Source organism: Streptomyces sp. NPDC058663 (assembly GCF_042716745.1).
Classification (GTDB): Bacteria; Actinomycetota; Actinomycetes; order Streptomycetales; family Streptomycetaceae; genus Streptomyces.
Genome location: NZ_JBHXRV010000003.1, coordinates 39846 through 65646 on the forward strand (window position 1 = coordinate 39846; position 25801 = coordinate 65646).

Below are 25801 nucleotides of genomic sequence, written 5' to 3' on the forward strand. Positions count from 1 at the left end.
AGTACCGTCACAGCCTTCCCCGTGTCCTCACCAGGAGCGGCGCACGGGACTGCACGCAACTACGGGGGAGCGCGGTGTCCAGGACGTACGGCAGGGACTTCGGCCACGGGGGTGACGTCGGCCTCGACCACAGGGGTGACGACGGCCCCGGCCACAGGGATGACGTCGGTCAAGGCCGCAGGGGTGACGACGGCCCCGGACCCGGCGGGGGTAGCGGCCCCGATGACGGTGACCGGCGGGAGTCCGGCCGTCGCGGGGAGCGCCCCGGCGACGCCGGGAGCAGGCCCCGCACCTGGCCCGGGGGTCGGCACTGGGGCGAGGACGGCAGGGGCCGCGGCTCCTGGCGCAGGGGCCGGCTGGTCGCCCTGTGCGCAGTGCTGCTCGGTCTGCTGCCCGTACTCCATCCGCTCGTCCCCCAGGTCCGGGGCATGGGCAGCCTCTTGGAGACCCTGCTGCCCTGGGCGGGCCTGCTCGTCCTGCCGCTGCTGATGCTCGCGTGGCGGCGGCGCTCCGCCCTCGCACTGGTGGCACTGCTGGTGCCCGCCGGGGCGTGGGGCGGCATGGTCGGCGGGGCGGTCACCGCGTTCGACGCCGACCCGGTGCACGACTTCAGCGTGGTGCAGCACAACATCGCCGACGACAACCCCGATCCGGCGGGCGCCGCCCGGGCACTGGCGGCGACCGGGCCCGCGATGATCGCGCTGGAGGAGGTCACCGGAGAGGTGGCGGCGAAGGTCTCCGGCGTACTCGGCGCGAAGTACCCGCACCACGCGGTACGGGGGACCGTCGGGCTCTGGTCGGCGTACCCGCTGCGGGACGTGCGCCCGGTCGACATCAAACCGGACTCGATCGCCGGGCCGTGGCAGCGCGCTCTGCGGGCGACGGCGTCCACCCCGCAGGGGTACGTCGCGGTGTACGTCGCACATCTGCCCTCGGTACGGGCGTCCTGGCCACAGGGGCTGAGGACGGGACCGCGCGACGAGGCGGCGCGACGGCTGGGCGCGGTGCTGGAGGCGGAGAGCGTGGACCGGGTGATCCTGCTGGGCGACCTCAACGGCACCTCGGACGACCGGGGGCTCGGCCCTGTGGTCACCCACTTCGACGATTCCGGGAAGGGGTTCGGCTTCAGCTGGCCCCGGAGGTTCCCGGTGGCACGGCTGGACCACGTGATGGTGCGCGGCGGCGAGATCCTCCACTTCGCCACCCTGGCCACCACGGGCAGCGACCACGTCCCGGTGCGCGCGAAGCTGGCCTTCTAGCGCGCCCGCCGTGGCGCCCCGACCGCAGTCACCAGGGCTTCGCCGGCGCTTGGACTGCCGTCACCAGCGCTTGGACTCAAGCCCGCCGCCACCTGGACGTTAACCGCCAGTCCTGTCGCAGTACTTCTCCTTGCCACGCCGCCTCAGTACTTTCCCGGCATCACCACTGACTCGGGAGGAACCCCTTGGCCACTGACCTCACACGGCGCCGGCTCTTCGCGATCGGCGGCGGGGCGCTGGGCGCCGCCGCGGCGGGATCGCTGCTGCCGCCGTCGTTGCAGGCCGCGATCGCCGCGGAGAAGCCGGCCTCCGGCGGGCTGCGGGCGATCAAGCACGTCGTCGTACTGATGCAGGAGAACCGGTCCTTCGACCACTACTTCGGCACCCTGCGCGGCGTCCGTGGCTTCGGGGACCGCAACGCCATCGAACTGCCCGACGGGAAGCCGGTGTTCGAGCAGCCGGGGCCGCTGAAGAGCGTGCTGCCGTTCCCCATCAGGGACGCGGCGGCCGCGCAGAAGAAGGACCTCCAGTACATCGGCGACCTCGACCACTCCTGGGACGGCGGGGCCAAGGCCTGGGGTCAGGGCTGGATGAACGGCTGGGTGACCGCCAAGACCGGCGCGACCATGGCCTACTACGACCGGCGCGACCTCCCGCTGCACTACGAGCTCGCGGACACCTTCACCATCTGCGACGCCTACCACTCCTCCATCCACACCTCCACCAGCCCCAACCGCAACCATCTGTGGTCCGGCTGGACGGGTTACGAGGCCAACGGCAGCCGCGCCGTGACCAACGCGGCGTACGCCGAGGGCACCCACCCCGGCTACCCCTGGCCGACGTACGCCGAGCGGCTGGAGAAGGCGGGCAGGAGCTGGCAGACGTACACCGAGTGGGAGAACTTCACCGACAACAACATCGAGTTCTTCACCAGCTTCAAGACGATCGCCCGTAAGGCTCTGGCCAGGACCGGCGGCCACACCTTCATGGAGTCCTTCTACGCGGCGGTGCGCGACACCAAGGACGCCGCCGAGCGGACCCGGCTCCTCGCGCTCCTCGAAGAGGGCGTCGCGACTCTCGACAAGCACGAGCGCTCCCTCTTCGAGCGGGGACTGCGCCGGGGCGAGACCGGCAGCCTCGCCAAGAACTTCCGCGCGGACGTGGCCGCCGGGAAGCTGCCCGAGGTCTCCTACCTGGTGCCCTCGGCGATCGACTCCGAGCACCCCGGCTCCTCCTCGCCCGTCGCCAGCGCCTCCCTCGTGTACCAGGTGCTCGACGCGCTCGCCTCGCACCCCGACGTCTGGCGGCACACCGCCGTCCTGATCAACTACGACGAGAACGACGGCTTCTTCGACCACGTGCCGCCGCCCGTCCCGCCGGAGAACAACACGGACGAGCGGTGGAAGGGCAGGCCGACGGGGCTCGGCATCCGCGTTCCGATGCTGGTCGTCTCGCCGTGGACGGTCGGCGGCCACGTGTGCTCGGAGACCTTCGACCACACCTCGGTGATCCGTTTCCTGGAGAAGTGGACGGGGGTGCGCGAGCCGAACATCACCCCGTGGCGCAGGCAGGTGACCGGTGACCTCACCTCGGCCTTCGACTTCCGCAGGTCCTACCGGCAGCCCGCGGTGGACCGGCCCGGCGCCGTTCCGCCGTTCACCGGCAGGTGGCGTCCTGTGCCGCCGCTGCAGCAGCACATGCCCGTGCAGGAGCCGGGGCAGCGGCGCGCGAGGGCCCTGCCGTACCAGCCGGACGTGGACGGGAAGGTGGCACCGGGCGGATCCTCGCTGCGTCTTTCGGTCCGCAACTCCGGGCGTGCCAGCACCCACTTCGCGCTCTACCCGTACGCCGGTGAGTTCGCCGTGCCCCAGCACCTGGACGTCGAGGGCCGGGGCGAAGCGGCCTGGACGGTGCCGCTGGCCCAGGACGCGTACCGCTTCACCGTCACCGGACCGAACGGCTTCCGCCGCGAGTTCGCCGGTACGAAGGCGGGGACGGCCGAGGTGTCCTCGCGGATCGAGGCACGCGACCGGGACCTGCACCTGACCCTGACGAACCGGGGACGCAGGGCCGTCACCTTCACCGTGCAGCCGCTCGCGTACGCCGACGAGGACGACCTCGACGAGCGCCGCCCGCGCCGGATCAGCGTCCGGCCGGGCCGCAGCCGCAGCATCGTGCACTCGGCGGACGACGCGCACGGCTGGTACGACCTCGCGGTCACCGTGGAGGGCGAGCCGGGCTTCCGGCGCCGGCTGATGGGCCACATCGAGAACGGGCGGCCCAGCGTCTCGGGCTGACCCGCTCCCGCGCGGCGCCGGCGTACGCGGAGCCGGCGCACCCCCGCGCGGAAATGAAGTGCCGGGCAGGGTGCCGGACATGCGAGGATCCCCGCAACCAGAAGGCGAACGGGAGCGCGAACGACAGCACGCGCGCGCGAACGGGAGCACGAACGAGAACGGGGAGCAGCATGTTCGGCACAGACCTGGCCGGCCGGGGTGACGGCGAGAAGGCGGTGCTGCGACCGCTGGAGCCGTGGCGGGCCGAGGAGTTCCTGGCGCACATCGACCGGGGCCGGGCACACATCGGCAAGTACATCGGCATGCCCGACGTCAACAAGGACCTGGAGTCCGCGCGGGCCTTCCTCCAGCGGTACGCGCAGAAGACCGCCGACGACGCGGGCGGGATCTTCGGGATCTGGCTGGACGGAACGCTCGTCGGCGGGGTGATGTTCCGGCTCTTCGACGCGGCGGCGGGCACCTGTGAGGTGGGCTGCTGGCTGGAGCCCTCGGCCACCGGGCGCGGGCTGGTCACCCAGGCGTGCCGGGTACTGATCGACTGGGCGGTCGAGGAGCGCGGCATCCACCGCGTCGAGTGGCTCTGCGACGCGGAGAACACCGGCAGCATCAACACCGCGAAGCGGCTCGGCATGCGCATGGACGGGGTGTTGCGCGAGGCGTACCTGTACCGGGGGGTGCGGCACGACGAGGAGATCTGGTCGGTGCTGGCGCCGGAGTGGCGGGCGGCGCGGGACGGCTCGGGGGCGGGGGCGGGTTCGCGGTGACGCGCGGGGGTGCGTCGGTCTGCGAGCGACGCGTTAAGAGGACTCTCAGATACGGGACCTAGCGTGCGGCACATGGACGCCACGACCCGTACCGGGAGCAAGACCACCACGACCGAGGCCACGGCCGACGAGTCCGCAGCGACGGGCACCGTCACCGCGGACTCCACCTCGAAGGAGACCGCTTCGGAGGCCTCCACTTCGAAGGAGACCGCTTCGGAGGCCTCCACCTCGAAGGACGCCGTCTCCAAGAGCACCAACCTGCCGCCGCAGGGCGGCGCGTCGAAGACCTCCCTGGCGAAGGACGTTCCCGCCGCGGAGTCCGCCGAGGGCGAGCTCACGGAGGAGGAGTCCGCCGAGCTGGAGGCCGAACTCGATGCCGAGGAGGCCCGGGCAGCCGCGTCCTCCGCCGGGGTCGGGGCGGGAGCCGGAGCGGTCGTCTCGGCCGGTCTGGGTCTGGTCGCCCTCACCGGCGGCTGGATCGGGCCGGTGCTCGGTGACCGCGAGAAGCTCGTCAGCCAGCTGACGCTGTCGCAGTCGAGCTCCCCGACCGCGCAGATCGACGGACTGTACGGCAACGTCTGGCACATGACGGCGCTGGTCAACGGCGGATTCGCGCTGCTGGCGCTGGTGTGCTGCTGGCACTGCGCGCGGCCACCTCCACCTCCTCGCCCGCCTCGCCCACCGGCGTGGCCGGGCGGCCCGTGTGGATGCGGTCGGTGGCCTGGGGCGGTGTGATCCTGGGCATCATCGGGCTGCTGCTCTCGACGGGGATGTACTTCGACCTGTTCGCCGCCATCCCCACCCCGCCGTCGGCCTGACCCGCCCCCGGCCGCGCGTGGGGCAACCCGACCGCCCCTCGGCCTCCTCTGCGGCAAGGGGCGTGGGGACTAAGGCCCTCCGGCCGTACCCGGGCTTCGCCTAAGGCCCCCTGAGGACCCGGCGGGGCCCGCGGCGGCCCCCGATATCCGGCAGTCTCCCGATGTGGCGGCACCCCCTGGGAAGCGAAGGTTGAGGCATCGCAAGAACCGCGATGCACAGCCAATTCACTCCGGGGGAGCCCCAGATGTTCGAGTACGAGATGCACCAGAGCCGCCACGCCCACCTCGTGGAGGAGGCCCGCAGGGACCACCTCGTCCGCGAGGCCCGCGACGGCGCCCGAGCCGCCCGCGAGGACCGGGCGGCCCGTACCGGCGGCACCGGTCCGCAGACCGAGGGCCCGGCGGGGCAGCGTCGTTCGCTCCGTTCGCACTTCACCCGCGCCGCGTGACCGGCGGTCCGCCGTGCGGACAGTGGGAGTGGGTACGGACTCCTCGCAGCGGGACTTCCCGGAGGCGGACGCCTCCAAGCGGAGCTCCTCGCAGCGGGACTTCCCGGAGGCGGACGCCTCCAAGCGGAGCTCCTCGCGGCGGGACTTCCCGAAGCCGGACTCCTCGAAGCCCTGTGCGATGCTCAGCGGCGTGGAGACCAGGTCTGTCAGTCCCGTGTTCGTCGGCCGTACCGGCGAACTGAGCATCCTCACCGACGCGCTCGCCCGTGCCACCACGGGCGAGCCGCAGGCGTTGCTGCTCGGCGGCGAGGCGGGGGTCGGCAAAACCCGTCTGGTCGAGGAGTTCCTGGCACGCGTCACGGGCACCGCGAGCAGCCCCGCGTCCGCGAGGCCGGGCCCGGCACCGGACACCTCCGGTACCGCGGCCGGCGCGGGCACCGCGGACCAAGACCCCGCCGCGAGCCCGCACCCCGCACCGGACGCCCCCGTCGTGGCCGTGGGCGGCTGCGTCGAGATCGGTGCCGACGGCCTTCCCTTCGCACCCTTCTCCGCGGCCCTGCGCACCCTCTACCGCCAGCTCCCCGAGGAGATGGCCCACGCCGCCGCAGGCCAGGAGGACGAGCTGGCCCGGCTCCTCCCGGAGCTCCACGAAGCCCCCTCGTACCCCTACGGCACACCTGGCCCCACGAGCAGCCAGGACCTCTCCGGCCCCACTGGACTCACCGGCATACCGGGCCTGCCGGGCCCCCGTACCCCCACCGAGGACGCCCCGGCCCGGCTCTTCGAGGTCGCCGCCAGGCTGCTGGAGCGGATCGCCGCCGTCCGTACCGTCGTTCTCGTTCTGGAGGACCTGCACTGGGCGGACGCCTCCACCCGCAACCTCCTCTCCTACCTCTTCCGCACCCTGCGCACCGGCCGTCTCGTCGTCGTCGGCACCTACCGCGCCGACGACATCCACCGGCGTCACCCGCTGCGCCCCCTGCTCGCCGAGCTGGACCGGCTGCGTACCGTGCGGCGCATCGACCTGCCGCGCTTCACCCGCGACGAGGTCGACCGGCAGCTCACCGGCATCCTGGCCGGCGCGCCCCGGCCCGACCTGGTGGACGAGGTGTTCGGCCGCTCCGACGGCAACGCCTTCTTCGTCGAGGAACTGGCCGTCTCGATGGGCAGCGGCTGCCGCACCGGGCTCACCGACTCCCTGCGCGACCTCCTCCTGGTACGCGTCGAAACGCTGCCCGAGGACGCCCAGCACGTCGTGCGGATCGTCGCCGAGGGCGGCTCCACCGTCGAGTACCGGCTGCTGCTCGCCGTCGCCCAGCTCGCCGAGGACGACCTGATCGGGGCCCTGCGCGCCGCGGTCGGCGCGAACCTCCTCCAGGCCGCGCCCGCCGACGACGGCTACCGCTTCCGGCACTCCCTCGTCCGCGAGGCGGTCAGCGACGACCTGCTGCCGGGGGAGCGGTCCCGGCTGAACCGGCGGTACGCCGAGGCCCTGGAGGCCGACCCCTCGGCCGTACGGAGCGGGGAGCGCGCCACCCGGCTCGCCAGTTACTGGTACGCCGCCCACGACGCGGCCAAGGCGCTGCCCGCCGTGCTCAGTGCCGCCGTCCAGGCCCGCAAGAGGCACGCCCGCCTCGAACAACTGCGACTGCTGGAGCGGGCCATGGAGTTGTGGGACGAGGCGCCGCGCGAGGTGCGTGCCGTGCTGCGGCCGATCGACTTCGCCGAGGTCTACCCGCCCTGCGGCTGCGACCCGGCCGCCACCCCGCTGCGCTATCTCGACCTGATGGCAGAGGCCACCGTCGCCGCCCGCCTCGGCGGCGAACGCGAACGCGCCCTCAAGATCGCCAAGCGGGCGCTGCGGCTCCTCGCCGAGGACGCGGCACCGGGCCAGGACGGCAGCCCCCGCTACGACGAACCGGCCGCCCTGCGCGCCGCCTGGTTCTGGCTCCAGCGCGCCAAGGTGACCTCCGCCCTCGCACGCGGTGACGGCCGCACCGAACTGGTCACCGCCCAGGAGCTGGTGCGCGGCCTGCCGCCGTCCGCGGTGCACGCCGACATCCTGGCCTACGCCGCGGCCTGGGCCATGCTCCACCAGCCAGGACCCGAAGCCCTCACCACCGCCGAACAGGCCGTCGGGTACGCCGGGATGGTCGGCGCCGAGGAAACCGAACTGAACGCCCGCCTCACCCTCGGCGGCCTCATGGCCGACGCGGGCGACATCGACGACGGCCTCGCCGCGATGCGGGCCGTACGGGAGACGGCCCTGGCCCGCAAGCTGGTCACGCTCGCCAACCGCTGCCACGCCAACATCCCCTCCGTCCTGGAGGCCGTCGGCCGCTCCCGTGAGTCCGCGGAGCTCTGCGCGGAGGGGCTGGAGTACGCCCGCGCGCACGGCCTCGTCGACAGCGAGCACTGGATCCTCGCCAACCAGTCCGAGTCCTACTTCTCGCTCGGACGCTGGGACGAGGCCGCCGCCAACTGCCTGCGCACCGAACGCGCGGCCCCCAGCGCCAAACCACGCGGCAGCTCCGCGCTGCGCCGCGCCGAACTCTCCCTCGTCCGCGGCCATCTCGACGACGCGAAGGCCCAACTCGCCGCCGCGGCGGACCACTACGGCCTGCGGGACCTGATGCCCCAGCACACGGTCCCCCTGCACCGGGTCGCCCTCGCCATCGCCGCGCACGAGGGCCGCGTCCTCGACGCCCGCGCCGAACTGGAGCGCGCGGCCGAGGGCGGCTTCCGCCTGGGCACGCACCGCTACGCCTGGCCGCTCCTCCTGGAGGCCGCCGCCCTGGAAGCCGACGCCCGCTCCCTCGCCGCAGCGGAGCCGGGCCGCACCGCGGCACTTCAGCTGATCAGGGACCAGACAGGACGGCTGGCGACCGGGGTGCCCCTGTGGCAGGCGTACGACAGGTGGGTGGGGGCCGAACTCCGCCGCGCAGAATGCCGCGACACCCCCGAGGACTGGTCCGCCATCGCGACGGCCTTCGCTCCCCTGGAACGGCCCTTCGACCTGGCCAGGGTCAGGCTCCGCTGGGCCCAGGCCCTCCTGGAATCGGGCCCGCGCGCCACCGCCCGGACCCCGGACACCGGCCGGGCGGACAGAGCGGGCGCGCCCGACACCGCGGACGCGACCGCCACCGCCGACGCGACCGCCGACGGGCCCGACATCGCCGACGGGCCGGGCGGCACCGACGGGCCGGGCGGCACCGACCGGGAGCGCGGGGCCGACCGCGAGCGAGCCGCCGAGCTGCTCCGGCTGGCGGGTGCCACCGCCGCACAGCTCGGTGCCCGGCCGCTCGCCGACCGGGTCGCCGACCTCGCCCGGCGCACCCGGCTGGCACCCGCCGCCGGGCTCTCCCGTACGGACGGGGACGACTCCTCCGGCACCCCGGCCTTCCATCTCACCCCGCGCGAACGGGACGTGCTGCGGCTGGTCGCGGCGGGCCGCAGCAACCGGCAGATCGCCGAGGAACTGTTCATCTCGCCCAAGACGGCCAGCGTCCACGTCTCGAACATCCTGGCGAAGTTGCAGGTCGCGGGCCGGGGCGAGGCGGCGGCAGTGGCACACCGCCTCGACCTGTTCGGCGGGGAAGCGGCCCCCGGCCCGGCGCGCGAGGCCGGTGCCACGGCCGGGTGACCCCGCGGAGCCGCCCCGGACCGTGGGCGTTGGCCCGTGGCCGCCGGGCTCGTGGACGCCGACCCGAGGACGCCGGCCCGAGGGCGCAGTCCTGCGGACACCGGGCCGGTGCCGTGGCTAGGTGACCGTCACCTTCAGGATCCGGTCGTCGCCCGTTTGGGGCGAACCCCGGGAGTCCGTCTCGTTGGTGACCAGCAGCAACTGGTCGCCGCCGACCGCCAGTACCGTCCGCAGCCGCCCGTACTTCTCCTCGAAGAAGGCCTGCGGCTCCGCCACCGGCTTCGCGCCCGCCAGCGGCACCCGCCACAGCCGCTCACCGCCCAGAGCGGCCACCCACACCGAGCCCTCGGCGACCGCGATGCCGCTGGGGGAGGCGTCGGATGTCTTCCACTGCGCGACCGGGTCGACGAAGCCCGGCTTGCCCGCCTTGCCCTCGGCCGTGGGCCAGCCGTAGTTCTTGCCTGGCTCGATCAGGTTCAGTTCGTCCCAGGTGTCCTGGCCGAACTCGGCCGCCCACAGCCGCCGGTCCGCGTCCCAGGCCAGGCCCTGCACATTGCGGTGACCCAGCGAGTACACCACCGAGTCCGCCGACGGGTTGTCCTTCGCCGGGTCGCCCTCCGGCGTCATCCGCAGGATCTTCCCGCCGAGCGAGGCCGGGTCCTGGGCGAGACCCCGCTCGCCCGTCTCGCCGGTACCCGCGTACAGCATCTTGTCCGGGCCGAAGGCGATCCGCCCGCCGTTGTGCGTGTGCCCCTTCGGGATACCCTTGAACACCGTGTCGGGGGCGCCCAGCTGCTGGCCGGCCGGGCGCTTCTCGTCGTAGATCATGCGGGCGATGCGGTTGTCCGACTCGGTCGTGAAGTACGCGTAGACCTGATGGTCGGTGGCGTACGTGGGGGACAGCGCGAGCCCCATCAGACCGCCCTCGCCCGCGGGCGACACACCCACCACCTTGCCGACCGCGGTGACCGCGCCCGACCGCGCGTCGACCCGGGTGAGGGACCCCTCGTCGCGTGACGACACCAGCAGGTCGCCGTCCGGCAGGGCGACGAGCCCCCACGGCGACTTGAGGTTCTTCGCGACGGTGGCCGTCACCGCGGCCGAACCCTTCGCGGGCGCGCCCGAGGGGCTCGGGGCGGCCGACGGGATCGCGCTGCCGGTCGGCTCGGCGCGGCCGGGCGCCGAACCGCCGTTGCTCTCCGGAGGTCTGGGGGCACCGCCCGGACCGCCGTCGGAGCACCCCGCGGTGAGCAGGAGCGCCGCGGCGGCCAGGACGGCTGTCACAGCAGGACGTCGCACGATGTGATCCCTTCGATTCGCTTCGAGCGGGAGAGCTCCCTTGAGTTCATACACCGACTTCCCCTGTTCGTGTCCCGTCGCGGACCTCGCGCGGCGCGCCCCGGGGACCGCCCGCGCCGCCGCCGCGCGGCACACCTCAGTCCCACGACCCCTGCGCCGCGGGCAGTTCTGCGATCGCCGCCAAATCCCTTTCGGTCAGCACCAGTTCGCAGGCCGCCGCGTTCTCGGCGACCCACCGCTCGTGCTTCGCGCCCGGCACCGGGATCACGTGCGGGCCCCGGGACAGCACCCAGGCCAGCGCCACCTGCCCCGGAGTGACCCCGGGCCCGTGCCGCTCCGCGATCCGCCGCAGGCCGGCCACCAGTGGCTGGTTCGCCGCCATCATCTCGGCGGTGAACCGCGGGTGGCGGGCCCGTACGTCCTCCGGTTCGAACCCCTGACCGGGTGTCAGCGTGCCGCTCAGAAAGCCGTTCCCGAGCGGCATCGCCGCCACGAACCCGACCCCGCGCGCCTGGCACCACGGCAGCAGCCGGGTCAGCGCCTCCGGCGACCACACCGACAGCTCGGCCTCCACCGCCGCCACCGGGAACACCTGCTGCACCCGCTCCAGCTGACGGACCGTGTCGTCGTGCAGCCCGCCCGTCAGCGGCCGTCCGATGCCGGTGCCGGAACGCCGCGAGGCCCGCGCGCCCACCGCGCACAGGCCCAGCGCCCGCACCTTCCCGGCCCGCACCAGTTCGGCCATCGCCCCCCAGGTCTCCTCGACGGGTATCTCCGGGTCCGCGCGGTGCAGTTGGTAGAGGTCGATGACATCCGTCTGGAGGCGGCGCAGCGAGGCGTCGCAGGCCCGGCGGATGTAGGAGGGCCGCCCGTTGGCGACGATGTGCTGCTCACCCACCAGCAGTCCGGCCTTGGTCGACACGAAGGCGTCCCGACGGCGCTCCCGCAGCACCCGCCCGATCAGCAGCTCATTGGTGAACGGGCCGTACATGTCGGCCGTGTCGAGCAGATTCGCCCCCAGGTCGAGCGCCGTGTGCAGGGCCCGCAGCGACTCCTCGCCCCGCTGCCGGGAGGCGGTGTACGCCCAGCTCATCGGCATGCAGCCGAGCCCGATCGCGCCCACTTCGAGCGCTGTCGCCCCGATTGTCCTGCGCTCCACCTTGCCCGTACCCCTCCGTATGACGCACCCCCCGACGCACCCCCACCAAACTAGCCGCTGCTGGTCAGAGCAGTTCGCATAGCCTCCTGACCATGACTGCTGACGTATGGCTGCCCATGGAACCCGCCGAGATCGACGGCCTCCCCGACCCGGCCGCCGTCCCCCTGGCCTACCGCGTCTGGGACGGCCACGCCGACTACCCCGCCGACCCCGCGGACTGCGTCTTCTACGTCGTTCCTTACATGCTGGAGGCCCGGGTCGCCCAGCAGCCGCTGGAGCGGATGACCTCGCTGCGCGCCGTCCAGACCCTCACGGCAGGCGTCGACCACGTCCGCGACGGACTGCGGCCAGGACCGCACACGGGCGTGACGCTGTCCAACGCCCGCGGGGTCCACGAGGCCAGCACCGCCGAACTCGCCCTCGCCCTGACTCTCGCCCAACTGCGCGGCATCCCCGGCTTCGTCGAGGGGCAGCGGCACGAGGAATGGCGCTCCGGCTTCTACCCGGCGCTCGCCGACAAGTCCGTCCTGATCGTCGGATACGGAGCCATCGGCGCGGCCGTCGAGGACCGGCTCGCCCCCTTCGAATGTGCGCGGGTGGCGCGCGTCGCGCGCTCCGCACGCACCACGGAGCGCGGCGCCGTGCACGCGTTCACGGACCTGCCCGCGCTCCTGCCGGACGCGGACGTGGTGATCCTCTCGACGCCGCTCACCGAGGACACCCGGGGTCTGGCCGACGCGGGGTTCCTCGCCCTGATGAAGGACGGCGCCCTGCTGGTGAACGTCGCACGCGGCCCCGTCGTGGACACCGCCGCCCTCCTCGCCGAGACGGAGCGGGGCCGGCTGCGGGCCGCGCTCGACGTCACGGACCCGGAGCCGCTGCCCGCCGGCCACCCGCTGTGGCACGCGCCCGGTGTGCTGATCAGCCCGCATGTGGGCGGCAGCACCTCCGCCTTCCTGCCGCGCGCGAAGCGGCTGCTGGCCGCCCAGCTGACCCGGTTCGCGGCCGGCGAACCGCTCGCCCATGTCGTCCGCACCGTGGCCTGAAGAGCCTGCCGGGCGCTCGCCCACGTCGTCCGCACCGTGGCCTGAGGAGCCCGCCGGGCGGGTGCCCCGTACGCCCGGAAGCACCCTGCGGACACGCTCCGGAGCCGCCCGACAGCGCCCAGTTCCGGTAATGCCGCAGGTAGTTACTGAGCGTAGAGGAGCTATGTCCCTGAGTGACGAGTCTGGTGTATCGTCCCGACCTAGGGGCTGCGCCGTGCACCACGACGGCGCGGGGGAGCACGACGGACAATGCGAGGGGGGCGACGGGCGATGCACCACGGCCAAGGGAGAGACGATCCGACGCGGCTCGGACACCGGCCCGGTGACCGAGGGCCGGGAGTCCGCCGCAAACCCCCGTGCGGGGAGGTCCGGTGAGTGCCTCGGGGGCCCTGCTGGCCCCTCACTCGGCCGCCGAGGAGTACGACAGCGGCGGCGGGTCGAGCCTGCTGACCCAGCTCGCCCTCGCGGTGGTCTGCGGAGGATACGCCGCCGGATCCGCCCTCGGCTGGGGATCCCCCCGACTGGCGCTGATCATGGGCGACTTCGGACTCGCCGCGGCAGCGCTGGTCGCCGCGGTCTCCTGCTTCCTCTACGCCAGGTCCCGGGAGAGCGGCTTCAAGCCCGCTTGGCTGCTGTTCTCGGCCTCCTCGCTGATGGCGGCCGGCGGCAACGCGGTCTGGGGCTGGTACGAAGTGGTGCTCGAGCGCCCCGTGCCGGCCCCTTCGTTCGCCGACTTCTTCTTCCTCTGTTTCGGGCCGCCCGCCATCGTCGGCCTGCTGGTGCTCGCCAAGCGGCCCGTCACCAGGGCGGGCTGGCTCTGCCTGGCCCTGGACTCCTGGCTGATCGCGGGCTCCCTGCTCACCCTCTCCTGGAGCCTGGCCCTCGCGCACTCCACGGCCTTCCAGGGCGCCAGCGTGGCGCACGCCGCACTCTCGCTGGCCTACCCGCTCCTGGACATCGCCCTGGTCAGCATGGTCCTGGCGCTGCACTTCCGGCGCTCGTCGGCCAACCGTGCGGCGATCAACACGGCGATCGCGGCCCTCGCCATGACCGTGCTGTGCGACGCCCTGTTCACCTCGCCGCTGCTGCGCGAGAGCTACCACTCGGGGCAGATCCTCGACGCGGGCTGGTTCGCGGGCTCGCTGCTGCTCGCGTACGCCCCGTGGGGCGCCCGCCGGGCCGCGAAGCCGTGGACCGGCACCGCGAAGGCACCCGGCCGCCCGGCCGGCCAGGACCGGCCCGCACCCCACCCGCCGCACGCACCGGCCCCCCACCCGCAGCGCGGGGCCGCCGCCCATCCCGCGCGAGGCGCCGCAGGCCACCTGCCGTACGCCCGGTCGGCCGTCCGCAGCCCCAGCCGCCCCATCGCCGGGTCGCTCGCCGCACTCACCCCGTACCTCGCCGCGGCCGTCTGCGTCCTGGGGATCCTCTACAACGTCATGGACGGCCACAAACTCGACCGGGTGGTGCTCTTCACCGGCTGCACGGTCGTGCTGGCCCTGGTCGTCCGCCAGGGCATCATGCTCGTCGACAACATCGCCCTCACCCAGGAACTGGCCCAGAAGGAGAACCACTTCCGCTCCCTGGTGCAGGGCTCCAGCGACGTCATCATGATCGCCGCTCCCACCGGCATGCTGCGGTACGTCAGCCCGGCCGCCTCCGGGGTCTACGGGCGCGACGCGGACGAGCTGGTCGGCTCCGAGCTGGCCTCGATCATCCACCCCGCCGACCTCGGCCAGGTCGTCCACGAGGTACGCCGCTTCCTCGCGGCATCGCCCCTCGACGAGCCCACCACCCGCATCGAGTGCCGCTTCAAGTCCGGCACCGGCGACTGGCTCAACGTCGAGTCCACCGTCAACCGGCACCAGGGCGGTCTCATCTTCAACAGCCGGGACGTCACCGAACGGGTGCGCCTCCAGGCCCAGCTGCAGCACAACGCGGAACACGACCCGCTCACCGACCTGCCCAACCGGGCGCTGTTCACCAAACGGGTCCGGCAGGCGCTGGCGGGCCGCCGCGCCACCGATCCCGGCACCGCCGTCCTCTTCATCGACCTGGACGGCTTCAAGGCGGTGAACGACCGGCTGGGTCATCAGGCGGGCGACGAGCTGCTCATCCAGGCCGCCCGCCGCCTCCACGACTCGGTCCGGGCCGGCGACACCGCCGCCCGCCTCGGCGGCGACGAGTTCGCGGCCCTGATCCTCGGCGACGGCACCCGCGACCAGGCCGCCCGCGAGTACCAGGTGCACGAGATCGCCGACCGGCTCCGCCTCACCCTCTCCCAGCCCTACCGGGTGGACGGCAACGATGTCCGGGTCGCCGCGTCCATCGGCGTCGCCTTCGCGGAACCAGGCATCAGCCCCACCGACCTCATGCGCAACGCGGACCTCGCCATGTACCGCGCCAAGGCGGCGGGCAAGGACCGTGTCGAGCTCTACGCCCCCCAGATGCAGGCCGAGGTGGTACGCCGCACCGAACTCGCGGCACGCCTGCGCTCCGCCCTGCACGACGGCGAGTTCGCCCTGCTGCACCAGCCGGTCGTCAGCCTCGCCACCGGGCGGATCACCGCCGTCGCCGCCCAGGCCCGCTGGCGCTCCGCGCAGGGCATCCTCTTCACCCCCGCCGAGTTCCTGCGGGTCGCCGACGACAGCGACCGCACCGCCGAACTCGGCCGCTGGCTCCTGTCGGAGGCCGTCGAGCAGGCCGCCGAGCGCTACCACGCGGGCCACCCCGTGCCGGTCACCGTCCGGATGACCGCCCGCCGGCTGCTCGACAGGTCCCTGCCGCTCGGCTCCGTGGAGTCCCTGCTCACCCGGCACGGGCTGCCGTCGGGGGCCCTCGTCATAGAGATCTCCGACAGCGACCCCAGGGTCTCCTTCGACGACCTGGAGCAGCGCCTGGCGGCCCTGCGCAGGCTCGGCGTACGGATCGCCCTGGACGGCTTCGGCAGCGGGTACGCGGCCGTCAACGCCCTGCGCAGGCTGCCCATCGACATACTCAAGCTCGACCGCGGCCTGGTCGAGGGCGTCGTCGAGTCGGCCCGGCTCTACAAGATCACCAGTGGGCTGCTGCGGATCGCCACCGACCTCGGCATGCAGTCGGTCGCCGAGGGCGTCGACCTTCCCGAACAAGTGGTCGCCCTGCGCACGATGGGGTGCACGCACGGGCAGGGCATGGCGTTCTCAGGACCCCTCGACGAGTACCGGCTGCGCCGGGCCCTGGCCCGCGGGGACTTCCCCGTACCGGGCGGCACCGGCGGCGGACTCCCCGTCCTGACCGGCGGGGCGCTGCCCGTACGGCACACCGGAACCCCCGGCGCGGACTCGTTCACACATCCGCCATTGCGCTCACATTCTGAGACGCCCGTCCCACCCACTTGACACACCCGGTGCGCCGGAGGGAGGGTCAATGCCATGCGCACCCGAATTCTCGTACTTGGAAAGCGCGTCGGCTGAAGCAGGGCTCCTCATCGGACCCGCTTGTCCCGCCCCGACGCGCTCCCCTCGCTTGCCTCACGGCACGGGGGGTTTTTTGTTGCACCGGCACCGCCCAAACCCGCATAAAGCACCCTCAGACACACGTAGAACCTCGCTTCACCTCAGCAGCTCCCACCCTCAGCTTCGAGAAGAGAATGCCGATGACCGAGCAGGCCTCCGGGGCCCACCATCCGCAGCCCCGACCCCGTAACACCGGATCCCAGAGCAGCCCGATCGAGCACGTGACCGGCGCGAAGTCGCTCATCCGGGCGCTCGAAGAGGTCGGGGCCGACACGGTGTTCGGCATTCCGGGCGGAGCGATCCTGCCGGCGTACGACCCGATGATGGACTCCACCCGGGTCCGGCACGTGCTGGTGCGGCACGAGCAGGGCGCGGGTCACGCGGCCACCGGTTACGCCCAGGCCACCGGCAAGGTCGGCGTCTGCATGGCCACCTCGGGGCCCGGCGCCACCAACCTGGTCACCCCGATCGCCGACGCCCACATGGACTCGGTGCCGCTGGTCGCCATCACCGGCCAGGTCGCCTCCAAGGCCATCGGTACGGACGCCTTCCAGGAAGCGGACATCTGCGGCATCACGATGCCGATCACCAAGCACAACTTCCTGGTCACCGACCCGGCCGACATCCCGCGCACCATCGCCGAGGCCTTCCACATCGCCTCCACCGGACGCCCGGGACCGGTCCTCGTCGACATCGCCAAGGACGCCCTCCAGGCCCAGACCACCTTCTCCTGGCCCCCCGTCAACGACCTGCCCGGCTACCGGCCCGTCACCAAGCCGCACGCCAAGCAGATCCGCGAGGCCGCCAAGCTGATCACCGCCGCCAAGCGGCCCGTGCTGTACGTCGGCGGCGGCGTCCTCAAGGCGCGGGCCACCGCGGAGCTGAAGGTCCTCGCAGAGCTCACCGGAGCGCCCGTCACCACCACACTGATGGCGCTCGGCGCATTCCCCGACAGCCACCCGCTGCACGTCGGAATGCCGGGCATGCACGGTGCGGTCACCGCCGTCACCGCGCTCCAGAAGGCCGACCTGATCGTCGCCCTCGGCGCCCGCTTCGACGACCGCGTCACCGGCAAGCTGGACAGCTTCGCCCCCTTCGCGAAGATCGTCCACGCCGACATCGACCCGGCCGAGATCGGCAAGAACCGCGCCGCCGACGTGCCCATCGTCGGTGACGCCCGCGAGGTCATCGCCGACCTGGTCCAGGCCGTCCAGGCCGAGTACACCGAGGGCAACACCTCGGACTACACCGCCTGGTGGAAGGACCTCAGCCGCTGGCGCGACACCTACCCGCTGGGCTACGACCTCCCCGACAACGGCCAGCTCTCCCCGCAGCAGGTCATCCAGCGGATCGGCGAGCTCGCCCCCGAGGGCACCATCTACGCGGCGGGCGTCGGCCAGCACCAGATGTGGGCCTCGCACTTCATCCAGTACGAGCAGCCCGCGACCTGGCTCAACTCCGGCGGCGCCGGAACCATGGGCTACGCGGTCCCGGCCGCCATGGGCGCCAAGGCCGGCATGCCGGAGCGCACCGTCTGGGCGATCGACGGCGACGGCTGCTTCCAGATGACCAATCAGGAACTCACCACCTGCGCCCTGAACAACATCCCCATCAAGGTCGCCATCATCAACAACGGCGCGCTGGGCATGGTCCGCCAGTGGCAGACGCTCTTCTACAACCAGCGCTACTCCAACACCGTCCTGCACAGCGGCCAGGACTGCGAAGGCAACGAGGCCAAGGGCACCCGCGTCCCCGACTTCGTCAAGCTGTCCGAGGCGATGGGCTGCTACGCGATCCGCTGCGAGCGCCCCGAAGACCTCGACAAGTGCATCGAAGAGGCCAACTCCATCAACGACCGCCCGGTCGTCGTCGACTTCATCGTCCACGAGGACGCCATGGTCTGGCCGATGGTCGCCGCCGGCACCTCCAACGACGAGGTCATGGCCGCCCGGGGCGTGCGCCCCGACTTCGGCGACAACGAAGACGACTAGAGCCAGAGAAGAGCAGAGAGAGAATCATGTCCAAGCACACGCTCTCCGTCCTGGTGGAGAACAAGCCCGGCGTCCTCGCCCGCATCACCGCCCTCTTCTCCCGCCGCGGGTTCAACATCGACTCCCTCGCGGTGGGGACCACCGAGCACCCCGAGATCTCGCGCATCACCATCGTGGTCAACGTGATCGAGGCGCTGCCGCTGGAGCAGGTGACCAAGCAGCTCAACAAGCTCGTCAACGTACTGAAGATCGTCGAACTCGAACCGGCGGCCGCCATCCAGCGCGAACTCGTCCTGGTGAAGGTCCGCGCCGACAACGAGACCCGCTCCCAGGTCACCGAGATCGTCCAGCTGTTCCGCGCCAAGACCGTCGACGTGTCGCCCGACGCGGTGACCATCGAGGCCACCGGCGGCGCCGACAAGCTCGAAGCGATGCTCAAGATGCTGGAGCAGTACGGCATCAAGGAGCTCGTGCAGTCCGGCACCATCGCCATAGGGCGTGGCGCCCGGTCCATCACGGACCGCTCGCTGCGGGCGCTGGACCGCAGCGCCTGACCGCTCCGCCGGGGGCGCCCCGCCCGGGGCGCCCGCATGGCGAGACCCCAGAACTTTCCGCCCGAAGCCCGCCGTACGGTGGGACGCACAACACGCACACCTAGGAGATTCCCAGTGGCCGAGCTGTTCTACGACGCCGACGCCGACCTGTCCATCATCCAGGGCCGCAAGGTCGCGGTTCTCGGTTACGGCAGCCAGGGCCACGCCCACGCGCTGTCCCTCCGCGACTCGGGCGTCGACGTGCGCGTCGGTCTGCACGAGGGCTCCAAGTCCAAGGCGAAGGCCGAGGAGCAGGGCCTGCGCGTCGTCACCCCGGCCGAGGCCTCGGCCGAGGCCGACGTCATCATGATCCTCGTCCCGGACCCGATCCAGGCCCAGGTCTACGAGGAGTCCGTCAAGGACAACCTCAAGGACGGCGACGCCCTCTTCTTCGGCCACGGCCTGAACATCCGCTTCGGCTTCATCAAGCCCCCGGCCGGCGTCGACGTCGCCATGGTCGCCCCCAAGGGCCCGGGCCACCTGGTCCGCCGCCAGTACGAGGAGGGCCGCGGCGTTCCGTGCATCGCCGCCGTCGAGCAGGACGCCACCGGCAAGGGCTTCGAACTGGCCCTGTCGTACGCCAAGGCCATCGGCGGCACCCGCGCCGGCGTCATCAAGACGACCTTCACCGAGGAGACCGAGACCGACCTGTTCGGTGAGCAGGCCGTGCTCTGCGGTGGCGCCGCCGCCCTGGTCAAGGCCGGCTTCGAGACCCTGACCGAGGCCGGTTACCAGCCGGAGATCGCCTACTTCGAGTGCCTCCACGAGCTGAAGCTCATCGTCGACCTGATGTACGAGGGCGGCCTGGAGAAGATGCGCTGGTCGGTCTCCGAGACCGCCGAGTGGGGCGACTACATCACCGGCCCCCGCATCATCACCGCCGACACCAAGGCAGAGATGAAGAAGGTCCTGGGCGAGATCCAGGACGGCACCTTCGCCCAGCAGTGGATGGACGAGTACCACGGCGGCCTGAAGAAGTACTCCGAGTACAAGAAGGCCGACGAGAACCACCTGCTGGAGACCACAGGCAAGGAGCTCCGCAAGCTCATGAGCTGGGTGAACGACGAAGAGGCGTAGGCCTCACGGGAAGAGGGGCCGCGCGCGGGGACGCCGCGGCCCCTCTTCCCGCCCGCCGGGGACCGTACAGAACGTCGAGCCCCGGACGGGTGATTCTTACGAAGAGGCGGACACGGGGTCCGCCGACAGCACTACACTGCTGAACCAATACACGCGTCAGGCCCACAGCGTCGTGCGTCTTCCACGCGGCTCGGGGGGCACCTGCATGCCCCACCCCCTCCACCGCCTGCGGCCGTCGGGACGGCCGTCCGCAAAGGACCAGTGAGGACTCACGTGAGCACTGCCAAGCCTGTCGTACTCATTGCCGAAGAGCTGTCGCCCGCCACCGTCGATGCCCTCGGGCCGGACTTCGAGATCCGGCACTGCAACGGGGCCGACCGCGCCGAACTCCTGCCCGCGATCGCCGACGTGGACGCGATCCTGGTCCGCTCCGCGACCAAGGTCGACGCGGAGGCCATCTCCGCCGCGAAGAAACTGCGGGTCGTCGCCCGCGCCGGAGTAGGCCTCGACAACGTCGACGTCTCCGCCGCCACCAAGTCGGGCGTGATGGTCGTGAACGCCCCGACCTCCAACATCGTCACCGCCGCCGAGCTCGCCTGCGGCCTGATCCTGGCCACCGCCCGGAACATCCCGCAGGCCAACTCCGCGCTGAAGAACGGCGAGTGGAAGCGCTCGAAGTACAGCGGCGTCGAGCTGGCCGAGAAGACCCTCGGCGTCGTCGGCCTCGGCCGGATCGGCGCGCTGGTCGCCCAGCGGATGTCCGCCTTCGGCATGAAGGTCGTCGCCTACGACCCCTACGTGCAGCCCGCCAGGGCCGCGCAGATGGGCGTCAAGGTCCTCACCCTCGACGAGCTGCTCGAAGCCTCCGACTTCATCACCGTGCACCTGCCCAAGACCCCCGAGACGCTGGGTCTGATCGGCGACGAGGCCCTGCACAAGGTCAAGCCCGCGGTACGGATCGTGAACGCGGCCCGCGGCGGCATCGTCGACGAGGCCGCGCTGTACTCCGCCCTCAAGGAGGGCCGCGTCGCCGGCGCCGGCCTCGACGTGTACGCGAAGGAGCCCTGCACGGACTCCCCGCTCTTCGAGCTCGACCAGGTCGTCTGCACCCCGCACCTCGGCGCCTCGACCGACGAGGCCCAGGAGAAGGCCGGCGTCTCCGTCGCCCGCTCGGTGCGCCTCGCGCTCGCCGGCGAGCTGGTCCCCGACGCGGTCAACGTCCAGGGCGGCGTCATCGCCGAGGACGTACGGCCCGGCCTGCCGCTCGCCGAGAAGCTCGGCCGGATCTTCACCGCGCTCGCGGGCGAGGTCGCGGCCCGGCTCGACGTCGAGGTGTACGGCGAGATCACCCAGCACGACGTGAAGGTCCTCGAACTCTCCGCGCTGAAGGGTGTGTTCGAGGACGTCGTCGACGAGACCGTCAGCTACGTCAACGCCCCGCTGTTCGCGCAGGAGCGCGGTGTCGAGGTGCGGCTGACGACCTCCTCGGAGTCCCCCGACCACCGCAACGTGGTGACCGTACGGGGCACCCTCACCGGCGGCGAGGAGGTCTCGGTCTCCGGCACGCTGGCCGGTCCGAAGAACCTCAAGAAGATCGTCGCCATCGGTCAGTACGACGTGGACCTGACGCTCGCCGACCACATGGTCGTGCTGCGCTACCAGGACCGTCCCGGCGTCGTCGGCACGGTCGGCCGGGTCCTCGGCGAGGCGGGCCTCAACATCGCGGGCATGCAGGTCGCCCGGGCGGACGTCGGCGGCGAGGCCCTCGCGGTGCTGACCGTGGACGACACGGTTCCGCAGACGGTGCTCAACGAGCTGGCCGAGGAGATCGGGGCGGCCTCGGCGCGCTCCGTGAACCTGACCGACTAGGTCCCCGGCGCGGTGCGGCGGCCGTCGCACGTACGCAGGTGAAGTCCCTGAGCACCCCCTCCCTCGCGGAGGGGGTGCTCTTGTGCGTGTACGGGGGGCCGGTGCGGGGGAGCGGGATGGGCCCCGGGTAGGGCCCACGGGCCCATGACGCCCACCCGGGGCAGCCCTAGCGTGAGCCGTCCTCCGCTGTGCGTTCCGCCTGCGGAGTACGGCGGTTGGGGTGGCGCATGTCGGCGATCGGTGGCATACCCGTGGGGCCGGTAGCGGCAGGTGCCGGGCGGGCACCCCGGCCACCGCTGCCCGGACCGCTGTACGCGGTGCGCGGGCTGGTCCTGCTCCTGTTCGCGGTCACCGTGCTCGGCGGACTCGGCCTGCTCGGCTCCGCGCTCGCGGCGGACGGGCCGTTCGCCGGGGTGTTTGGCCTCGTGCTGTACGGGGCCGCGCCCGGGGTCGCCGGATTCCTGTTCTCGCGGCGACTGTGGACCGGCGGGCGGCGGGTGTGGGCCGGACTGATCGGCGTACAGGTCTGGCTGGTCCTCGGGGGCATCGGCAGCATCGGCGGCGGGTCCCTGCGGGGGTTCAGCCAGTTACTGGTGCCGCTGGTGGTGCTGTGGCTGCTGACGCGCGCGGAGAGCCGGGCGTGGTTCGCCCGCCCGGACCGGCCGGCGCCGCCCGCACGCCGCTGGGACTGGCGCTTCTCCCTGCCCCGGATGATCACCTGGCGGCGGGACCGGGGGCAGTCCACGGCCGAGTACGCGGGTCTCGTCGTGATCCTCGCGGGGATCGTGCTGGCGCTGACCCTGACCGGGTTCGGCGGCCGGATCGCGGAGGGGATCGGACAGGCGGTCTGCTCGATCACGGGCGGGACGGACTGCGGGGGAGCGGACCCGGCGGACGGCGCGACCGGGGGAAAGGGCGGTGACCAGGGCGGTGACCAGGGCGGTGACCAGGGCGGTGTGCGGCCGTCGGCGGGCGGGGTGGACGGGGGAGCCGGAGGGGCCGGGGGAGCGGGTGGGCCTGGAGGGGCCGGGGGTGATGCGGGGGGTGCCGGGGGACCGGATGGAACTGGCGCTGCCGGAGGTGCAACCGGGGCCGGCGGGGCTGGTGATTCCGCAGGTGCAGCCGGCGCGGGTGGCACGGGCGGGCCCGGCGGGACCGGGGGTGTGGGCGACACCGAGGACGGAACACCTGTGCCCGGTGGCCCCGGTGGGCCCGCTGGCCCCGGTGGTCCCGGTGGGCCGGGCGACACTCCGGTCCTGGCGGGCCCCGAGACCGAGGCTGAATACGACGAGATGCCCGCGCCCGGCGAGGAGGCCGAGGAGCCCCCGCGGGAGGAGAAGCAGGAGGAGCCCGAGGAGGAGGACTGCTCCGGCTGGGGATTCTTCTCCTGCGCCGGAGACCGCATCACCCAGGTGGTCAAGGGCGTTGCGGTGGACGGTGTGTGGGGCGACGTCACCGGGTTCTTCGACCTCTTCAAGGGCGAGACCTGGGAGGGCATCGGCGCGTACGGCAAGCAGCTCGGCGGCCAGTGGCTCCAGGACTCCAAGGACGCGGCCGGCAAGTGGGACGACGGCGACTACCCCGGTGCACTCGGCGACTGGGGCAAGGCGTCCTGGAACACCGCCTTCCGCGTCGGCGACGACCTCTTCGTCGGCGACGAGGTGCGCCGGCGCTGGAACAACGGTGAGAAGACCCGCGCCGTCACCGACGTCGTCTGGAACGTCGGCTCGCTCTTCATCCCCGGCTACGACGTCGCCAAGGTGGCCGGCAAGTTCTCCCACCTGGGCAAGGCGGCCAAGGGAGTTGCCGAGGCGGCGGAGGCCGCCGACAAGGCGGGGGACGCGGCGAACCGCGCACGCAAGGCCGCGGACGCGGGGGACGTGGAGGGAGCCCGCAAGGCCGCCAAGGAAGCGGACGAGGCGGCGGACCTCGCGGAGGACCGGGCCCGCAGCACGGGCTGCCCCATCGCGAGCGGTCCTGGCTCGGGCGGGGTCCCCGGCTCCGGTACGGGCCTGATCGCCGCAGGCCCCGCGCCCGGGGTCCGCTACCTCGCCGACGACGGCTGCGACACGACCGCCAAGGCCGAGGCGGAGAAGGCCCGCAAGGCGGAGCGGGACGCCTGGGTGGCGAAGAAGCGCGCGGAGGAGCCCGCCCGGGCCGCAAAGGCGGCGGCGAAGCGCAAGCAGTGGCCCGCACCCGAGCACAACGACGCGATGGACCCGCGCAACTTCGAGAAGCCCGACTGGGCGGCCGGTCTGAAGGCCCCCACGCTGGGTTCGGCGGACGGTGGGGACGGCTACTGGGCGTCGCGCGACCGCAATCCCCAACCGGTCCAGAAGAACGAGTCGTGGCTGCGCTACCAGGAGCAGGTGACCGGCACGGCCCGCGGCCACGAGTACATCGTGCCGCACCCCGGGAAGAGCAAGCCCCCGGTGGAGTACGACGGATGGGACTCCTCGCGGCAGACGTTCCTGGAGGCAAAGAACGGCTACGGCGACAACGCGAAGTTCGTGGCCCCCGACACCGGCAAGCTCACCGAGTACGGAAGGAAGAAGTTCCTGGACGAGGCCCAGCGGCAGGTCGACGCGGCCGATGGACGTGCCGTCGAGTGGCACTTCTCCAACGAGCGTGCGGCGAACGCGACTCGCGAGGCGTTCGAGAAGGCGGGGCTCGACATCGAGGTCGTCTGGAGCAAGCCGAAACAGGGAGGACCCAGGAAGCCCGGGGCGTTTGACTAACCTGCCCGGGAACGCAACCGGCCGGACGTTCGGCGCGCACGCACATCGAGGGTGGAGGCATCGGATGGAACGAATGGTGCGGGGATTCTGGGGCCCCCGCCGGCAGCCGCTGGAGGAACTGGCCGCCGCCTGGAAGGCAACGCTCGACGCGGTCGCCGGGCTGCTTCCCGCCGCGTGGAGCGAGCCGGGCGGGGCGCGGTGGCTGCTGATCCGCAGTGACGGCGGCTCCGACGAGTTCGTCGCGGACGAACCCGCCCTCCTCGCCGTGCTCAGCGAGGAGGAGGCGGGCGAGGGCTGGACCGAGCGGACGGGTGTCGGACCGAGTCTGGTCGCGGCGAGTGCGCCGGGCTGGGAGATCTCGGTGAGTGGCCGGACCGGCGGCGCGTCGCCGAACCTGCTGCAGGCGATGCTGATCGAGATCGGGTCCCCGGAGGGCGCCGCCGTCCCGGAGGCCGCACTCCTGCGTGCCGTTGCGGAGGTGTGGAATCCGGACTTCGGGGACGTCGTCGACGGCGCGGAGCGCGACGCACTGCGGGGAGCGGGAGCGCGGGTGGCCAGGCCGGCCGTGGGCCGTATCGGTTACCTGTCGCCGGCCCGCGCGGCCTTGGTCCCGGCCGACCTGAAGGCGGTACGCACCCCCCTGCCGACCGGCGGCGCGCTGCTGGACATCGCCCCGCCCGGCGCCCCCGGCACCGTGGCCGCCGCCCATCTGCGGCTACGCGATGCGGGCGCCCTGGAGCCCCTGCCCAAGCCCATGGACCGGAGCATCCTGTGAACACACACGGCGGCGGGACCTTCGACGCCGCCCGCGCCCTCGCCGAGGTCGACGCGCTGCTCGCCGCGGAGATCCCGGCGAGCGGGCCGCCGGAGTACGCACGTAAGCCGCACACCGGGGAGTTCCTCTCGGTGCGCGGCGAGGGATACGCCCTCGCCGAACTCTGGTCGGGCGAGGACCTGCTCGGGGTGTACGAGAAGGAGTGGGAAGAGGCACAGGAGCGGGCGTACGGGTACCTCGGCGAGCTGGTGAAGCAGCTGGACACCCGCTGGGGCGCCCACCGGGACCTCGGCAACCGGGTGGCCGTCCGGTGGTCGGAGGGCGACCCGGCCCTGCCCCCGCTCTTCGAACAGCTGCGCCATCTGGACGCGTTGGGCACCCTGCACGTCTGGGGCCCCGTCCGTCCGCCCGGCGGGGACGCGGACCGCTGGGTCGCCCTCTCCGTCCACCAGATCGACGGGGACTGCCCGTTCTTCCTGACCGCGGTGGTGAGCGACCGGCCGATCGAGGAGCTGGAGGACTGACGG

At 72.6% G+C, this 25801-nt stretch carries 17 protein-coding genes; 15 read left to right on the forward strand and 2 right to left on the reverse strand.

Going from position 1 to position 25801, the window contains the following annotated elements:
* The first annotated feature begins 74 nt into the window (after nt 1-74).
* The 6 genes from ACFWVV_RS03045 to ACFWVV_RS03070 all read left to right on the forward strand — a co-directional run bounded on the left by ACFWVV_RS03045 (nt 75) and on the right by ACFWVV_RS03070 (nt 9230).
* Nucleotides 75-1259 carry an endonuclease/exonuclease/phosphatase family protein gene (locus ACFWVV_RS03045; RefSeq protein WP_384344266.1) on the forward strand — a complete coding sequence of 395 codons (1185 nt, stop codon included), beginning with the start codon at nt 75-77 and terminating at the stop codon, nt 1257-1259.
* 185 nt (nt 1260-1444) lie between these two features.
* Nucleotides 1445-3556: a phosphocholine-specific phospholipase C gene (locus ACFWVV_RS03050; protein ID WP_384344269.1), complete on the forward strand. Its 2112-nt coding sequence runs from the start codon at nt 1445-1447 to the stop codon at nt 3554-3556.
* Between the two features lie 170 nt (nt 3557-3726).
* Entirely contained in the window at nt 3727-4320 is a 594-nt protein-coding gene (locus ACFWVV_RS03055) for a GNAT family N-acetyltransferase (RefSeq protein ID WP_384344271.1), read from the forward strand.
* 72 nt (nt 4321-4392) lie between these two features.
* The gene (locus ACFWVV_RS03060; protein ID WP_384344274.1) at nt 4393-5055 is read left to right on the forward strand and encodes a hypothetical protein; all 663 of its coding nucleotides are present in this window, start codon (nt 4393-4395) and stop codon (nt 5053-5055) included.
* 328 nt (nt 5056-5383) lie between these two features.
* Nucleotides 5384-5587 carry a hypothetical protein gene (locus ACFWVV_RS03065; protein ID WP_384344277.1) on the forward strand — a complete coding sequence of 68 codons (204 nt, stop codon included), beginning with the start codon at nt 5384-5386 and terminating at the stop codon, nt 5585-5587.
* Between the two features lie 178 nt (nt 5588-5765).
* Nucleotides 5766-9230, forward strand: a complete 3465-nt coding sequence (locus ACFWVV_RS03070; protein ID WP_384344645.1) for an AAA family ATPase — start codon at nt 5766-5768, stop codon at nt 9228-9230.
* Nucleotides 9231-9347: 117 nt separating this feature from the next.
* Here the strand turns inward: ACFWVV_RS03070 and ACFWVV_RS03075 are convergent, their stop codons facing one another.
* Nucleotides 9348-10529, reverse strand: coding sequence for a PQQ-dependent sugar dehydrogenase (locus tag ACFWVV_RS03075; RefSeq protein WP_384344280.1), 1182 nt, complete (start codon nt 10527-10529; stop codon nt 9348-9350).
* Nucleotides 10530-10665: 136 nt separating this feature from the next.
* Nucleotides 10666-11688, reverse strand: a complete 1023-nt coding sequence (locus ACFWVV_RS03080) for an aldo/keto reductase (RefSeq protein ID WP_384344282.1) — start codon at nt 11686-11688, stop codon at nt 10666-10668.
* 92 nt (nt 11689-11780) lie between these two features.
* On the opposite strand from ACFWVV_RS03080, the gene ACFWVV_RS03085 reads away from it, so the two are divergent.
* The 9 genes from ACFWVV_RS03085 (at nt 11781) to ACFWVV_RS03125 (ending at nt 25798) form a co-directional block, all read left to right on the forward strand.
* A complete protein-coding gene (locus ACFWVV_RS03085; protein WP_384344285.1) occupies nt 11781-12734 on the forward strand; it encodes a 2-hydroxyacid dehydrogenase in 954 nt (317 codons plus the stop codon).
* 371 nt (nt 12735-13105) lie between these two features.
* Nucleotides 13106-16114 carry a putative bifunctional diguanylate cyclase/phosphodiesterase gene (locus ACFWVV_RS03090; protein ID WP_384344288.1) on the forward strand — a complete coding sequence of 1003 codons (3009 nt, stop codon included), beginning with the start codon at nt 13106-13108 and terminating at the stop codon, nt 16112-16114.
* Nucleotides 16115-16365: 251 nt separating this feature from the next.
* Complete coding sequence (locus tag ACFWVV_RS03095; protein WP_384344291.1) at nt 16366-18222, forward strand: acetolactate synthase large subunit; 1857 nt, start codon at nt 16366-16368, stop codon at nt 18220-18222.
* Nucleotides 18223-18248: 26 nt separating this feature from the next.
* Complete coding sequence (ilvN, locus tag ACFWVV_RS03100; RefSeq protein WP_185034274.1) at nt 18249-18776, forward strand: acetolactate synthase small subunit; 528 nt, start codon at nt 18249-18251, stop codon at nt 18774-18776.
* A gap of 114 nt (nt 18777-18890) precedes the next feature.
* Entirely contained in the window at nt 18891-19892 is a 1002-nt protein-coding gene (gene ilvC / locus ACFWVV_RS03105) for a ketol-acid reductoisomerase (protein ID WP_384344294.1), read from the forward strand.
* 273 nt (nt 19893-20165) lie between these two features.
* Nucleotides 20166-21761: a phosphoglycerate dehydrogenase gene (serA, locus tag ACFWVV_RS03110; RefSeq protein ID WP_384344297.1), complete on the forward strand. Its 1596-nt coding sequence runs from the start codon at nt 20166-20168 to the stop codon at nt 21759-21761.
* Between the two features lie 227 nt (nt 21762-21988).
* Nucleotides 21989-24499 carry a Tox-REase-5 domain-containing protein gene (locus ACFWVV_RS03115; RefSeq protein ID WP_384344300.1) on the forward strand — a complete coding sequence of 837 codons (2511 nt, stop codon included), beginning with the start codon at nt 21989-21991 and terminating at the stop codon, nt 24497-24499.
* A gap of 64 nt (nt 24500-24563) precedes the next feature.
* Nucleotides 24564-25274: a hypothetical protein gene (locus ACFWVV_RS03120; RefSeq protein WP_384344303.1), complete on the forward strand. Its 711-nt coding sequence runs from the start codon at nt 24564-24566 to the stop codon at nt 25272-25274.
* Nucleotides 25271-25798, forward strand: a complete 528-nt coding sequence (locus ACFWVV_RS03125) for a hypothetical protein (protein ID WP_384344306.1) — start codon at nt 25271-25273, stop codon at nt 25796-25798. Before ACFWVV_RS03120 ends, ACFWVV_RS03125 begins: the two co-directional genes overlap by 4 nt.
* The last annotated feature ends 3 nt before the right edge of the window (nt 25799-25801 follow it).